7 protein-coding genes and 2 pseudogenes are annotated in these 16131 nt (G+C 57.6%); 8 read left to right on the forward strand and 1 reads right to left on the reverse strand.

Annotated elements, in window-relative coordinates:
• Nucleotides 1-186 precede the first annotated feature (186 nt).
• The 6 genes and pseudogenes from HWX62_RS24460 (at nucleotide 187) to HWX62_RS24485 (ending at nucleotide 8824) form a co-directional block, all read left to right on the forward strand.
• On the forward strand, nucleotides 187-966 hold the full coding sequence (locus HWX62_RS24460) for a cyclase family protein (protein WP_175931698.1): 780 nt from the start codon (nucleotides 187-189) through the stop codon (nucleotides 964-966).
• 494 nt (nucleotides 967-1460) lie between these two features.
• Nucleotides 1461-2564, forward strand: a complete 1104-nt coding sequence (locus HWX62_RS24465; RefSeq protein WP_175931699.1) for a porin — start codon at nucleotides 1461-1463, stop codon at nucleotides 2562-2564.
• A 464-nt stretch (nucleotides 2565-3028) separates the two neighbouring features.
• Nucleotides 3029-5279: pseudogene (locus HWX62_RS24470) on the forward strand (glycoside hydrolase family 3 C-terminal domain-containing protein).
• 353 nt (nucleotides 5280-5632) lie between these two features.
• Nucleotides 5633-6691, forward strand: coding sequence for an alpha/beta hydrolase (locus tag HWX62_RS24475; RefSeq protein ID WP_175931700.1), 1059 nt, complete (start codon nucleotides 5633-5635; stop codon nucleotides 6689-6691).
• Between the two features lie 7 nt (nucleotides 6692-6698).
• Nucleotides 6699-7445, forward strand: a complete 747-nt coding sequence (locus HWX62_RS24480; RefSeq protein WP_175931701.1) for a glucose 1-dehydrogenase — start codon at nucleotides 6699-6701, stop codon at nucleotides 7443-7445.
• 238 nt (nucleotides 7446-7683) lie between these two features.
• A pseudogene (locus tag HWX62_RS24485) lies at nucleotides 7684-8824 on the forward strand (IS3 family transposase).
• 89 nt (nucleotides 8825-8913) lie between these two features.
• On the opposite strand, the gene HWX62_RS24490 reads toward HWX62_RS24485, so the two are convergent.
• On the reverse strand, nucleotides 8914-9837 hold the full coding sequence (locus HWX62_RS24490; protein ID WP_175931707.1) for a LysR family transcriptional regulator: 924 nt from the start codon (nucleotides 9835-9837) through the stop codon (nucleotides 8914-8916).
• A 1347-nt stretch (nucleotides 9838-11184) separates the two neighbouring features.
• On the opposite strand from HWX62_RS24490, the gene HWX62_RS24500 reads away from it, so the two are divergent.
• Both HWX62_RS24500 and HWX62_RS33335 read left to right on the forward strand, forming a co-directional pair.
• Nucleotides 11185-11865, forward strand: coding sequence for a response regulator transcription factor (locus tag HWX62_RS24500; protein WP_175931703.1), 681 nt, complete (start codon nucleotides 11185-11187; stop codon nucleotides 11863-11865).
• Between the two features lie 982 nt (nucleotides 11866-12847).
• The gene (locus tag HWX62_RS33335; RefSeq protein ID WP_175985250.1) at nucleotides 12848-16063 is read left to right on the forward strand and encodes a YadA-like family protein; all 3216 of its coding nucleotides are present in this window, start codon (nucleotides 12848-12850) and stop codon (nucleotides 16061-16063) included.
• Nucleotides 16064-16131: the final 68 nt, after the last annotated feature.

Raw genomic sequence — 16131 nt, forward strand, 5'->3', positions numbered from 1 at the left:
TCGTTCACGAAGCGATATCGCGGCAAGCGTATTGCAGTTGACGCGGCCACCGTGTTTTATGCTCGACGAGACCATGAGCCGGCGCGCGGCATTGCGCTGCTCGATGAGGAGTCGGGCACACCATCGATGGCTACGTCGGAACTGATTTTCAAGCCGTAACAAAGAGAGAGTGAAGGAGTACTACGTATGAGCAATATCCTGAAGCAGTTTTCGGAAGCGATCGCACAGGGCGCGATCGAGGTCATTGACTTGAGCCATACCTTGCAGGCGCGCACGCCGATCATCGGACTGCCGCCGCAGTACGGTCAGACGGCCCCGTTCCGCCTGGACGAGATCTCGAACTTCGACGAGCGCGGGCCGAATTGGTATTGGAACAACTTCTCGTGCGGCGAACACACCGGTACGCACTTCGATGCGCCGGTGCACTGGATCACTGGCAAGGACTATCCGGACGGTGCGACGGATACCATCTCGGTGCAGAAATTCATCGCGCCGGCGTGTGTGATCGATGTCTCGGATCGGGTGAAGGAAAACGAGGATTTTCTGTTGACCGTTGCCGATGTCGAGGCATGGGAGAAGGACTACGGGCGGATTCCTGCCGGCGCGTGGGTGTTGATGCGAACGGGCTGGTCGTCGCGCAATTTGACCGACGGCTTCTTGAATACGCGTGAGGACGGTGGTCATTCGCCGGGACCGTCGGAAGATCTGCCGCAATTTTTGGCCAAGGAGCGCGATGTGATCGGTTTTGGTACGGAACCCGTCGGCACCGACGCCGGACAGGCCTACGCGTTCGCGAAGCCGTTCCCGTGTCATCACACGATGCACGGCAGCAACAAGTTCGGCCTGTCGAGCCTGGCGAACCTGGACCGCTTGCCGCCCACCGGATCGATGTTGATTACGCCGCCGCTGAAGATCAAGCGCGGTTCGGGTAGCCCGTGCCGGGTACTCGCGCTGGTGGAGCGTTAAGCATCCAGTTAGGTTGGGGGCACGGTTGGCTCGGTGCCCCCGAATTCTATAACCCGCATTTACTCCTCGCTCCTGGGATATCTATCCCGGACACGCCTTCCTCGGGCGTTATCGCTTCTGCCGGCTTCGATTTCCGGCACGAGGCGGAACCGTCGCCGATAGCAGACATGCCGGCGCTCCATCTCGAATCCTCAGTTCGCGATCTCGAGTCACACGACATTCCGACGTCAAGCATCTCCGATATCTCGCCATGTTGTGGTCCGCATACCGTGATCACGCTGCGTCGCCCGGCGCCCCAATTGCAGCGCAAAGAACATCTAGATCGATGTCGATGATGTAGGTGTACTCATCTTCGTCATTCGGATTAATCGTGCACAAATTGGATGGCTGGACGACTTTTGGACTTCGATGATCGAGTCGTGCCCGGTCGTGGATGACACCGAATCGGGTGCGGCTAGCGAAGTTCAATCTTGATCGGCGAGAGGAGAGCAGGGATGAAGGGGGAGGCAATCAAGTGCAGGACGGCCGCGTTGACTGTTGCGGTTGCAGCATCGTTCGGATGCTTTGCGATCGCTGCACATGCGCAAAGCAGCGTCGAAATATACGGGGTGCTGGATACAGGCCTCGATTACGTCAGCAACGTCGGCGGGAAGAGGCAGTTCTCTTTCGGTAGTGGTGTGATGGCGCCGAACTTGTTCGGATTTCGCGGCAAGGAGGACCTGGGCGGAGGGTTGTCGGCGACGTTCGTGATCGAAGGGCAATTCAACGAAGGAACGGGCGCCTCAATCGGAAACACGTTCGGTCGACTGACTTATTTGGCGCTGGCCGACCAAAAATGGGGCCGCGTGACCCTGGGTAATCAGTATGACTTCATGTTCACGTCGCTGGCGATTCGGCGTTACGGCCCAGCGTTCCCGGTCGTTACGCTTCAGAACCTGCGGCAAGGCCCCTTCAACGCGTTGAACGTTCCCAATCTGCCGGCCGGCGGATTCGATTTCGACCGCGTCTCCGGTCAACGTCTCGCCAATGCGATCAAGTACGAGAGCCCGGATATCAAGGGATTCAGCTTTGGCGCCATGTACGGGTTCGGCGGCGTTGCGGGCGCATTCTCGCAAAATAGCTCGCAGAGCTTCGGTATCGACTATGGCAATAGTCTGTTCAATCTTGACGCTGCCTACACGTATGTCCGTTACCCGACCATGAACAACGGGAATTCCGGCATCCGGACCTTTGGCCTCGGTGGCGGTGTGTTTGTCGGGCCGGCCTATGTCGACCTTCTCTATACAAATACGAGAAATACGGCAACTGGCGGAGCCGTGAATGTGTACGAGGTCGGTGGCATGTATCCCGTCAACCCGTTCCTGCGTATCGAAGTGGCTTATCAGTTCATGGACGGAAACGCGGTACTTAATGGAAACAAGGCGCAGCAAGTCAATACGACGTTCGACTATTCCCTTTCCAAGCGAACGGACATATACGCGACCGCTGCGTTCCAGCGCACGTCAGGCAACGGCGCGCAAGCGCAAATCACATTGTTCGGTCCTTCGTCCGGACGGAACCAACTGGCGCTGCGGGTCGGCATGCGGCACATCTTCTGATCTGGTCGCCTGCGTTGACGGAGACGTCTCGGCTCGTTTCGACGATATCCAGGCGAGCAAAGGTCGACGGGGCTGAAGTTCGTGCTCTCTGCGCAGGATCTCGACGTCCATAAACAGCTCGTCAACGCGTCGCACGGCGTCATCGAGCCGTACTTGGAGCGGATCGGTGGCGCGTGTCTTCCGGCGTGCCTCCATGCCGGCAAGTGCCTCGTCGCCCTCGGCGATTGTCACACCGACTTCGCGCGACACGGTGTCGACGGGTTTGGCAGGCGGCAGGCGAAGGGGCCCGCACGCTTGACACCAGTCGACCAGCGTTTGACATCGCCCGCGCCAGGGGCGCTTCCAGTCGCGCTACGCGCGCCTTCCGGAACCTCTGCGCAATCGCATTTGTATCAGCTTTCACTTCACGACCATCTGATCCCATTTGATTCGTGATGTTAAATAATTAACCAGTCGAGGACATAATGAAGAATAAGAATTTTCCGGGTCTCGTTGCAACACTGTTCTTGTGCGGCGCGGCTGCGGTGATCGTGTCGGCATGTGGTGGAGATGACATCGTCGGATCCAGCGATCCCGACTCGGTTGCCGACGCGCGTGCTGCTGCGCTCGTCGCTCAGATGACGAGACGAGAAGATTCAACTGGTGCACGGCACGGGCGATCCATTTGCGAGCTTTGGCGGGCCGTTTCCGCCAGGGATTAATGGCGCTGGGTACATCCGCGGTATCCCGCGACTCGGAATTCCGGCATTCGCAATGGCCGATTCGACCAGCGGAGTCAACGTGCGCGATGCCGGTGCAACTGCACTGCCTGCGCCAATTGCTCTTGCCGCGAGCTGGGATACCGACCTTGCAGACGAGTACGGCGCGCGTATCGCGACGGAACTGCGCACGCTCGGCTATGCAGAGGGCCTCGGTGGCGGTGTCAATCTGGCGCGCGAGCCGCGCGGAGGCCGCACATTCGAGGATCCGGTTCTGAGCGGTACGATGAGCGCGGCACGAACCACGGGGACGCAGTCGCGCAACGTTATCGCGACGATCAAGCACTTTGCGATGAACGGCCAGGAAACGAACAGGACGACGAGCAACTCGATCGTCGACGAACGGACGATGCGTGAAACGGAATTGCTTGCGTTCGAAATCGGAGTCAAGCAAGGTCGGCCCGGGAATGTCATGTGCGGATACAACCTGGTGAACGGTACATATTCGTGCGAGAACGCGTATTTGTTGACCGATGTGCTGAAGAACGAGTGGCGATTCGAGGGCATCGTACAGTCGGATTGGACCGGAAACCACAGCACGGTCGCTGCCGCACTCGCGGGTCTCGACGAAGAAGAGCCGGGCGATATTGGCGATCGTCCCACCGGCATCCCGGGCTTTACGCTAACTCCGTACTTCAGTTCCGGGTTGAAAGCCGCGGTGACCGCAGGCACGGTGCCTATGACGCGCTTGAACGATATGGTCCATCGAAAATTGCGCACGATGATCCGGTACGGGGTTTTCGATTCGCCGCCGACGCCAGGCGGCACGATTGATCAGGCTGCAGGCAATGCGCTTGCCTTGCGGGTTGCACAGCAATCCGCGGTGTTGCTGAAAAATGCTGCACCGTCCGGTTCCATTCAGCCGGTACTTCCTCTCGCCTCGAACAGTCTCTCCTCAATCGTGCTAATCGGTGGGCATGCGGATGTCGGTGTGATGTCGGGTGGTGGCTCCGGTACCGTACCTCCGGTCGACGGCAATGCAGTCACCACTTGCAAGCCGGCCAATGCATTCGATAGCAGCTGTGCGAACTGGTACAAGTCGGCACCGCTCGCGACGATCCGGCAGAAAGCGCCTAACGCGCAAGTTACATATTTTGATGGCACGGACGCAAACGCGGCAGCCGATGCCGCAGCACAGGCGGATGTCGCGATCGTGTTCGCGACCCAATTCGAGCACGAGGATACCGACTTGCCGAACCTCAGTTTGCCGAACAAGGCGGCAGACCCAGCTAACGAAAGTTACGACCAGAATGCGCTGATCACGGCCGTCGCCGCAAAGGCGAAACGCGTGGTCGTGGTTCTCGAAAACGGGAGCCCCGTCGTGATGCCGTGGCTTGCCGAAGTGCATGGCGTGCTGGAAACCTGGTACCCGGGCGTGCAAGGTGGACAAGCGATTGCCGATCTGCTGTTCGGCGATGTCAATCCGTCAGGCAAGTTGCCGATCACATTCCCGATGCAGGAGTCGGATCTGCCGCAGCCGACGATTTCCGCAACGAATCTGAACGTCGACTATAGCGAAGGCCTGCTGATTGGATACCGCTGGTACGACGCGAAGCAAATCCGTCCGCTGTTTCCGTTCGGGTTTGGCTTGTCCTACACGACGTTTGCCTATTCCGCATTGAGCGCGAAGGTAGACGGCGCCGGCAAGGTGACCGTTACGTTCTCGGTTCTGAACAGCGGCGCTCGTGCCGGAGCTGAAACCGCGCAGGTCTATGCAGTGTTGCCCGCCGGGCTTGGTGAGCCGCCTCAGCGACTTGTCGGCTGGCAGAAAGTTTCGCTCCAACCTGGGGAGTCACGGCAAGTGAGCATTACCGTGCCGTCTCAATTGCTGTCGACTTGGGACGCGTCGAAGCATGCGTGGAAGTTGAATAGCGGGACCTATCACATGATCGTCGGTTCATCGTCGCGTGACACCAATGCGTTGAGTACATCAATGACCGTGACAGGTCAGTTGTGACACGATCGGCCCTCGTCGTGGCAGCTATTGAAACCACTTCGTTTCAGTGAAGATGAACGACGCGTCTGTGGCCCTACTGACTGCCGCGACTCTGGCTGCCGGCAGAGTTGGACTGGTCCAAGATCATGCCCTTGCCTCCGCTTTTCGCCTTCCCGGCGGGTTGTGACGATGTGTCGCGATTTGCGGATAGCTCTGATACGCGCCATGCATCGAGCCGGTATCTTGACGCCCGAGCACCCGTCCACCTACACTTGCTTATAGTACGTGTACGTTCAAAATGCGGGTTGCATCGATGTACGTACCGGGAATTGTGACAGCGCGAGGCGTTTGCCTGCCTATAGGCAGGAGCGCTGATGACCAGGACTGTCCTGCCCGGAAAAAGCAAGCAGTTGCCGTGCATGTTCATCACCATGGGAGGGGAGATGCGGAGAGTTGTCGATGCGGGCCGCAGGAGGGTTTTATCAGGCGCTATCGCGGCAACGGCCGCCGCGCTTGCGAGTAAAGTTGGCGCCCAACAGAGCGCACAGCATGGCAAGCCCGTGTGGCTGGATTTCGATCAGGCATCGTTGGACAGGGCTTATGACCAGGAGGCTTATGCCCCCAACCTGGACACCGTGATCAAACGTTGGGAGACCAATAGCGACGATGCGCGTACCCGGCTGGGCGCACCCAGAAAACTTCAGTACGGGCCGACGTCTGTTGAAACGCTGGACTTGTATCCGGCCAATGCGAAAAAGGCTCCGATTCACGTTTTTGTTCACGGAGGAGCTTGGCGCGCCGGCTCGGCAAGTCAGTTCGGTTTCATTGCCGAGATGTTCGTGCAGCGAGGCGTGCATTTTATTGCTCCGGATTTCATCAACGTGATCGAGGCCGGGGGAAACCTGATGCAGATGTCCGAGCAGGTCAATCGATGCCTGGAGTGGGTTTACAGGAATGCAGCATCGTTTGGCGGCGACCCTGACCGGATCTATCTATCCGGTCACTCCTCGGGGGCGCACCTGGCGGCTGTTGCGCTCACCACGAACTGGGAGAGGGACTTCCGGCTGCCGGGCGATTTCATCAAGGCCGCGACGCTGGTCAGCGGGATATACGATCTGAAGCCTGTGCGCCTGTCGTCACGGAGCAAATACGTGAAGTTTACCGACGAGGCGGAGGAGCGTCTGAGCCCTCAGCGCCATCTCGATCAATTGCGGGTACCGCTGGCGTTGGTGCACGGAACGCTCGAGACGCCCGAGTTCATGCGGCAAAGCGACGATTTTGCGGCGGCCGTTCGGAAAGCGGGCAAGCCTGCGAGTCTGGTCATTGGACGAGGCTATAACCACGTCGAGATACTGGAAACGCTCGGCAACCCATACGGAGTTGCCGGGCGCTATGCGCTCGCGCAGCTTAACGGTGAAGCATTCAACTCGTGAGGAAAGTATGGCTAGTCTTGAAGGAAAGGTCGCACTGGTAACCGGTGCGTCGAAAGGAATCGGGGCTGCAATAGCCAAGGCGTTCGCAGCGCATGGCGCTGCAGTAGTCGTGGCCTATGCATCCAGCAAGTCCGGCGCGGATGCCGTGGTGGACGAAATCACTGGGCAAGGCGGAAAAGCAGTGGCCGTCACAGGAGATGTATCGAAAGAGACCGATGCTGCCAATCTGGTCCAGGCGGCCATTGATGAATTCGGGCGCCTCGACATCTTGGTGAACAATTCCGGCGTCTATGCGTTTGGCCCCATAGAAGAGGTGTCGGCAGCTGAGTTCCACCGGCAGTTCAATACCAATGTGCTTGGACCTTTATTGGTCACGAAAGCTGCAGTGAAGCATCTTGCCGAGGGCGCGAGCATCATCAATATCGGGTCGGCCGCGTCCCACGTCCCGCGAGCGGGGAGCGTGGTTTACACAGGCACCAAGGCCGCAGTCGATGCGATTACCGGTGTTCTGGCTCAAGAGCTGGGTTCGCGAAAAATTCGCGTGAACTCGATCAACCCGGGCTATGTGGTGACTGAGGGGACACATAGCGCCGGCTTTCCCGGTTCGGATGCCGAGGCCGACATGATTGCCAGAACGGCCCTCGGACGTGCTGGGCAGCCCGACGACGTCGCAGACATTGCTGTCTTCCTTGCTTCCGATCAGGCTCGTTGGATCACGGGCGAAATTCTTCTGGCTACCGGCGGCATGCGTTGACGGCCGTGCACGCTGATGGCAGACGGTAAAAGTGGCCCGTGAACGGGACCATTCCGGTGTTTTCTCTCCCCGGTCTGAAAGTGAGGGCCTCAGGCGCATCGCCGACCACGACCTTGTCAGCGAGGGCTGCCGGTCGGCGCGGTTGTTGGGTAGAAGTTATGTGAATCAGTTGATGTGGACCGGCCAGCCTTTCGTAGACATCTTCGAGCCACAATTTATGGCGACCGAGGAGGTTAGCATGAGCGGCAAGCGGTACACGGATGAGTTCAAGATCGAGGCAGTCAAACAGGTAACCGAACGGGGTCATTCGGTGACAGAGGTGGCCCAGCGTTTGGGCATCACGACCCACAGCCTTTACGCATGGAAACTGAAGTTTGGCAGGCCCGAGGTCGTGCGGCAGGCGGAGCTGGATCAGAGCGCCGAGGTTCGGCGACTGAAGGCCGAGCTCAAGTGCATGACTGAGGAACGCGACATTTTAAAAAAAGCCGCCGCGTACTTTGCAAAGGGATAACGGCAGGGTACGCGTTCATGCGATCCCATCTCGGCGAGTTCCACCTGCACTCGATGTGCCGAGTCCTTGGCGTGCATCGCAGCGGCTATTACGTCTGGCAGCGGCAGATAGTTGAAGCCCGCAAGCGCGAGGATGATCGATTGCTCGGTTTGATCAAGCATTCCTGGCTAGCCAGCGGCGGCGTCTATGGCTACCGCAAGGTCACGGTGGATTTGCGTGAATCGGGCGAAACGTGCACCCGTCACCGCGTCCATCGCCTCATGAAAGGCGAAGGTCTGCGGGCAGAAGTGGGCTATGGCAGCAAGCCGCGCTATCGGGGTGGTCCGGTCGGCGTAATCGCCAACGTGCTGAACCGTGAGTTCGCACCAACCGCACCGAACCGGGTCTGGGTAACGGACATCGCGTACTCCGGACTTACGAGGGCTGGCTGTATCCGGCGGCTGTTATGGATCTGTGCTCGCGCCAGATCGTCGGTTGGGCTACGCGCTCGACGATGACCAGCGATCTGGTTTTACAGGCGTTGTTGGCTGCGGTTTGGAAACGCAAACCGGGACCCGGTGTCATGGTGCATTCCGATCAGGGCAGTCAATTCACGAGCGATGACTGGTGGTCATTCCTGAAGGCGCACCATATGGTGCCAAGCATGAGTCGGCGTGGTAAATGCCACGACAATGCCGTGGCCGAGAGCTTCTTCAGCGCCCTAAAAAAGGAGCAAATCAAGCGGCGTATCTATCCGAGTCGGGCGACCGCGACCTCGGACCTGTTCGATTACATCGAAATGTTTTATAACCCGGTTCGTCGGCATCGTTCCGCCAGCGATCTTTCGCCGATTGAGTTTGAGCGGCGCTACGCGCTAAACGGCTCGTGAGTGTCTATGAAACTCTGGCCAGTCCAGTGGTTTACATCCGCGGTAAGTCAGCGACTGCAAAGCACGTCCGACAGGCTTCCAAAGAAGCGCTATTTCGCTTGCGTCTCGCGGTTCCAGACTTTCAGATGCTCAACGAGAAATTGCGCGAAACCAGCCGCAGATGGCGACAACGCCCGGGTCACAGGCCGGTAAATGCATACCTCGCGGATCGTCTCCGGTTCGACCACTCGGCGCATCGTAAGACCGAAGGTGCGTGCTAATGGTTTCACATAGTCGGGTGTCAGCGTAACAGCGAGTCCTTGTGCGGCAAGACCGAACGCAGTTGTGACGTTGTCGACAACCTCCATCGGAGCAATTCGGGAGTGAGTGGGCCGGTCAGCAAGCATTTGATCGACACTCGCCTCATGGTCGCGACTAGTCGCGATTATTGGTAGACCACGGAGATCTTGCCAAAGTATCCGCCGACGACGTGCAAGCGGATGGCTCGGTGCACACCACAGGACCCACGGACTAGGGAAGAGCGGTTCGCGTTCAACGCGCTCGCCGGTAGCTTTGTCGGGGCCCACGGCCAAGTCAACGTCGCCATTTGCGACGCGATCTACCAACTGGTCGACACTGGTATCGATCAGCCGCACGACGACCTTCGGCTGTTGGTTTCGGTAGTCTGCAATGGCAACCGGCAATGCCGTACTCGCCAGAACGAGCGGTGCGCCAACACGGACGATGCCAGCTGCGCGGTTGCGAATATCGCTTGCGGCTTGCTCGGCAGAATGCAGGTGGCGAAGTACGGATTCGGCAGACGGTAGGAAGTCTCGGCCCGCAGACGAAAGCTCCACGCGCCGTGTCGTGCGGTCGAAAAGCCGAAAGCCGAGTTCGCGCTCTAATTCCGCTAACAATTGGCTTACGGCCGAAGATGTCAGGCCTAGCCTTGTCGCTGCACCGGCGATGCTGTTCAGATCGACAATGGCGAGAAACGCCTCGAATTGTCTGACGGTAACGCGCGTAAGAGCCATCGAAACATTATAAAGGGAAGCTAACGAATCGCCAAAAATTGACTGATTGTTGTTCGGTCGTCGTTGGCTGACACTAAGATACCGCCAAATTGTAGCGGCGACGATTCGCAAACAAACACCGTAGTCATATGTGGAGGTCTTCTCGAGGGTCGCAACCACTATAAGCAGTACCGATTTTCCGGACTGTAAGATGCCCGGTCAGTTTCAGCAGGTTTCGGCCGTCGATCAAAAATCAATTCGGGGTTGTTCATATCAACGTATATGTATTGCTTGAGCTGCTATTGGTCACCCTCAGCAGCACCTTAAAACAAAATTGACGTTCATGCCCGATTGTGGGGCAATTTCGTGACAAGAATTCAGTGTTGGATATGGTGATTTCCATGAGAATACTTCCTTATTGACGGATTGTTGCATTTGTATTGCTGTTCGTGAAATCGATATCGATACGCTTTGATCGTTGTTTGATAATGGACCGGAATATATCAGGATTGAGGTCGACTTGTGACTATGATGGAGTCTTGGAAAAATTACCAGGAGATGAAGGCAAGACTGGAATTGCAGCTGGACTTGGAAAGAAGGCGACTGTTTGATTCGGTTCTTGCCGAGATCATAGAGTGCGTCATGGTTTTTGGAATCACGGAGCGCGACATATTCCAGTCGGATCTGACGAGGACCAGAAAGCGTAGAAAGGCGAAATACTTCGATCCCATCACGGGCAGTACATGGTCCGGAGTAGGGCGTGAGCCGCACTGGATCAAGGGGCGGGACAGGGCGGAATTTGTTATAGACGAAGCCGACTCGGAACAATGAGAGGGATGGATATTCGGCGCGTAGAGTTAATAGGTGCATTGCATTCGCAATGATTTAAGAATATGAGAATTTCGTCGATTGACGGTGACGGAAATGGACGTGCTCGTGAAAGAACGCGGATGTGAGGCAACGGCGGTGCAGGGTGGGGGGCGCCGTACCGTCACTTCAGTATCCGTTGATTCGGGAAACAATTTCAGACGTCGAGTTCAATTCTACAAATGCTCGGATGAGAGCTAAGCAAGATGAGCCCCGGAGGGAAGCTTCAGCTTCGCAATTTGAGGGTCCGCTGTATCCAGCAGGATTGCTCCGTCCGATTTTTTCGTCAGTTCCTAGGGCCAATCGTGTATCGATCTATACGCGTTGCTGGGGCTGTCTGTGGACGTGCTCGACAGCGCTTTAAACAAAAGGAACGCTTATGCCCGAGTATGGGGCAATTCCGTGACGAGAATTCAGTGTTGGCTATCGTGATTGCCATGAGAATACTTCCTCATTGGCGGATTGTTGTACTCGTATTGCTGTTCGTACTGGTTTAAAGGCATGAGAATTTTGGTGATTGATGGTGGCAGAGCGAGCGGTCTTATACCGGCCATTTTGCGAGAACAAGGGTGTGAGGTGACGGCTGTGGAGAGCCGAGAAAACGCCGTGCGTCTGCTGCAACAGACGATGTTCGATTTCGTAATTCTGGCATGGGTTTTCCCGAATGGATCGGCATCCAACTTGCTTCATTGGATTCGCGCGAATCTTGGCCCTCATATGCCGGTCGCTGTTTTGGTAGACGACTCTACGGGCGAGAAAATTGCGGAGGCGCTAAATTCTGGTGCTGACGATGTGATAGCGAAATCGGTTGGGCGAACCGAACTGGTCGCCCGGGTGAATGCGCTTGTGCGACGGACGTTTCTCGCCCGGGGGGATGGTCTCGCAATTCGCGCCGGCGGGTATCTCATACCCAATACCGGGACTTGTATATACATTAATGGGAATCCCGTTCGGATGACAAGAAAGGAAATGGATATTATTGTTCTATTGTTCCAGAATATCGGAAAAATCGTGCCGCGGAAGTATTTGATCGAGGCCGTATGGGGGCGGGGTGGAGATATGGTGTCGCGATCATTGGATACTCATATGTATCGCGTTAGAAATAAGTTGAAATTGAATAATGAAAATGGACTGATGCTGAGGTCGGTATTCTCGGTTGGGTATAAGCTTGAGAGCTGCTGATTTGGTCATTATGTGGTGGGTGTGAGGCGGTCGCGAGGCTTGGTTCCGTTGGTGCTGGGTGAGGCGATAGTAAAAAATTTCCATTGAAATCGAGATATTTGATGTTGCGGTAAGTGCATATTTTTAATGGATGTCGCCAAGCAGTCATCAGATTGTAAGTCTGCACGATGCGGCTCGCTTGAATCTTGCCGGGTCAGGACTACGTGGGGCCTTTCCCGTGCATCGAGTGCCGCACATAAATTATCATCGTTCTGATGTTCAGTCTCCAGCGTAGGCCCAATATCGGCCGCCTGGACGCATGCTCGTGGTTGGCAGTCGTTCGCGCGTTCGCCCGAGATGGTGATCATTGGCTCAGCTTGCACTGCATCGTTAATGGAAAAGTTGTCTGCGCGTGCTTCTTGAGCCCGAACATGCTGCTTGTCATCGCTGCGGTTCCCAGATCGATTCTTATGCCAAACCCTCTCGATACTGAAAACTCGTGCTGGAATATCGCGAGACGAATGTGAGGTGGGCGCTTCATCCCACTCGATAGCAGACGCCTCTATGTCAGGCTGGATGGTTCGGTCTGTTCGAGAGAGCGTGCCTGAGGTTTTCAGATAATTCGTCTTGCCGAAAGAGTTGTCGCGATGCAAGCGTATTCGAGTGTCTCGCCAGCACGAGCATCACTTCGATGCGTTGCTATTACACTCCCCATTTATACGACGTGGTTTTCCATTCATTGGTCGCTAGCAGCGACCAATGTCGCTTGGCCCTCTCAACATTGCTTTAACCAAAAATGACATTCCCGCCCAGTTATGGGGCGGTTTCGTGACAAGAATTCAGTGCCGGCTACGGCTATCGCCGGGAGAATACTTCGTAACTGGTGGGTTTCGATCGCGCTTTACTCACCGTTGGTTCGTCAAGTCCGCTACATGTTGTTTGTCTAATAAATATGGAGCCGGACTATGGCGGTGATTTTTATGAAATAACGGTGGGTAATTAAATGAATAAGAGTTATAGAACAATCTGGAATGAGGCGCTCGGAGCCTGGGTCGCTGCCTCGGAAATTGATTTGGCACGGGGAAAGCCGAGTAAGCGTGCGGCAGTCGCGATATTGGCGATGCCGTTGATGTTAGCGTCCCAGGTAGCATTTGCGCAGTATTCGGGGGGGACGACGTCTTATGCTCAGGCATTTGGTAGTATTGCGATTGGTGGTGGGGGCGGAGGCCCTACCACAATTGCGCAGGGACAGCAGGATGTGGCAATTGGCTCTCAGGCTAATGCTGATTCTCGGCTGGCTTCCGGTGGTCCTCAGCCCGCTACTGCTGTCGGGTATGCGAGCTATGCGGTTGTCTATGGGACTGCGCTGGGATCCCAATCCTCAGCTTCCGCTACGAACGCTACCGCGATTGGCGCGCATTCCACAGCGACTGCGTCGAACGCTACCGCGATCGGCTACGGATCTAGTGCCGGGAACAGCAACGCTGTTGCTCTCGGATCGGGATCGGTGACGTCCGCTGCGGTTGCTACGACGGGTGTTACGCTTGACGGAACGACGTATAGCTTCGCCGGAACAACGCCCAGTTCGACGGTGAGCGTAGGCGCAGTTGGCGCAGAAAGAACAATTACTAATGTCGCTGCTGGGCGGATTACCGCTGCGAGCACTGATGCAGTCAATGGATCTCAGCTTTTCGCTACAAATCAGGCGTTAACAGCAATCGGATCGAATGTGACCAGCCTTTCTACGGCTGTGGTTACGGCTGTGGCCGCCTCCACTGCTGCGACTAGCTCGGTCACATCACTTTCTACATCGATCAATAGCACAAATAGCTCGGTCTCGTCGCTGTCGACCGGCCTGAGCGCGACCAACAGCACGGTGAGCTCGCTGTCGACGTCGGCGTCGACGGGGATCAGCACGGCACAAAGCGGGGTGATGTCGCTGTCGACCGGCCTGAGCGCGACCAACAGCACGGTGAGCTCGCTGTCGACGTCGGCGTCGACGGGGATCAGCACGGCGCAGAGCGGTGTGACTTCGTTGTCGACTGGGCTGAGCACGACCAACAGTACGGTGACGTCGCTGTCGACGTCGGCGTCGACGGGGATCAGCACGGCACAAAGTGGCGTCACGTCGTTGTCGACCGGCCTGAGCACGACCAACAGCTCGGTGAGTTCGCTGTCGACGTCGGCGTCGACGGGCATCAGCACGGCCCAAAGCGGGGTGACGTCGCTGTCGACCGGCTTGAGCACGACGAACAGCTCGGTGAGTTCGCTGTCGACGTCGGCGTCGACGGGGATCAGCACGGCACAAAGCGGGGTGATGTCGCTGTCGACCGGCCTGAGCACGACCAACAGCACAGTCACGTCGCTGTCGACCTCGACGGCATCCAGCGTGGGCTCGCTGTCGACGGGCTTGAGCACGACGAATAGCAATCTGGATTCACTGTCGACGTCCACGTCGTCGGGTCTGTCGACGGCCAACAGCTCGATCACGTCGCTGTCGACGTCGGCGTCGACGGGGATCAGCACGGCGCAAAGTGGGGTGACGTCGCTGTCGACCGGCCTGAGCACGACCAACAGCACGGTCACGTCGCTGTCGACCTCCACGGCATCCAGCATGGGTTCGCTGTCGACGGGCTTGAGCACGACGAATAGCAATCTGGATTCACTGTCGACGTCCACATCGTCGGGTCTGTCGACGGCCAACAGCTCGATCACGTCGCTGTCGACGTCGGCGTCGACGGGGATCAGCACGGCGCAAAGCGGGGTGACGTCGCTGTCGACCGGCCTGAGCACGACCAACAGCACGGTCACGTCGCTGTCGACCTCGACGGCATCCAGCGTGGGCTCGCTGTCGACGGGCCTGAGCACGACGAACAGCACAGTCACGTCGTTGTCGACCTCGACGGCGTCGAGCGTGGGCTCGCTGTCGACGGGTCTGAGCACGACGAACAGCAACGTGGCGTCGCTGTCGACCTCGACGGCATCCAGCGTGGGCTCGCTGTCCACTGGCTTGAGCACGACGAACAGCAACGTGGCGTCGCTGTCGACCTCCACGGCATCCAGTGTGGGTTCGCTGTCGACGGGCCTGAGCACGACGAACAGCACGGTCACGTCGCTGTCGACCTCGACGGCATCCAGCGTGGGTTCGCTGTCGACGGGCCTGAGCACGACCAACAGCAATCTGAAGTCGCTGTCGACCTCGACGGCATCCAGCGTGGGCTCGCTGTCGACCGGCTTGAGCACGACAAACAGCACCGTGACGTCGTTGTCGACATCAACCTCAAGCAGTGTCAGCTCATTGTCGACGGGCTTGAGCACTACGAACAGCAATGTGGCTTCGTTGTCTACGTCCACATCGACCGGTCTCAGCTCGACGAATAGCAGCGTTACATCGCTCTCGACGGGCTTGAGCACGACGAATAGTAGCGTTGCCTCGCTTTCGACCGGGCTGTCCACAACGGACAACGCCCTGGCATCCCTTTCCACGGCTGTGGCGCCGCTGACGTCGATCAAGACCCAGACCACCGACGGTAGCACTGCGATCGGCGCTGGGGCATCAGCCACGCCGAACTCCACCGCGGTGGGCCAAGGTGCCAGCGCCTCGGGGGCAAATTCGACCGCGCTGGGACAGGGAGCAACTGCATCCGGGGAAAACTCGACGGCTGAAGGGCAAGGCGCGATTGCCTCCGGGAAAAACTCCAAGGCGAATGGTCAGGCTGCTGCCGCAACCGGCGACAACTCAACCGCGTTGGGCCAAGCGGCAACGGCTTCCGGTCTCAACACGTTGGCAGTGGGGCAAGGCAGTACGGCCAGCGCGCCGAATTCCGCTGCAATTGGTGCAGGTTCGGTAGCTTCACAGCCGAACACCGTTTCCTTCGGCTCCACTGGCCATGAGCGTCGTTTGACAAACGTGGCACCTGGGATCGATGGAACGGACGCCGCCAACATGAACCAACTGTGGCGTGTCCAGTCGAGCGTCAACGAGGTGGCACGTCGAGCGTACTCGGGTGTTGCTGCGGCAACCGCGTTGACCATGATTCCGGAGGTTGATCCTGGAAAAACGATCGCCGTCGGGATTGGGACCGGGAGTTACCAAGGTTACGGGGCAACTGCACTGGGCGTATCGGTGCGATTCAGCGACAACCTGAAGGCGAAGCTTGGCGTCGGGATCAGCAGTAGCGGCAGTACGTACGGGGCAGGTGTCTCGTACCAGTGGTAAATCGGTGATTGACTCTCCGGGCGTGGCTTTCATGCTGCCGCCTGGAGAGCCGAAAATCGACATTTCGA

This window comes from Burkholderia sp. BCC0506, from assembly GCF_902833145.1.
Taxonomy (GTDB): domain Bacteria; phylum Pseudomonadota; class Gammaproteobacteria; order Burkholderiales; family Burkholderiaceae; genus Burkholderia.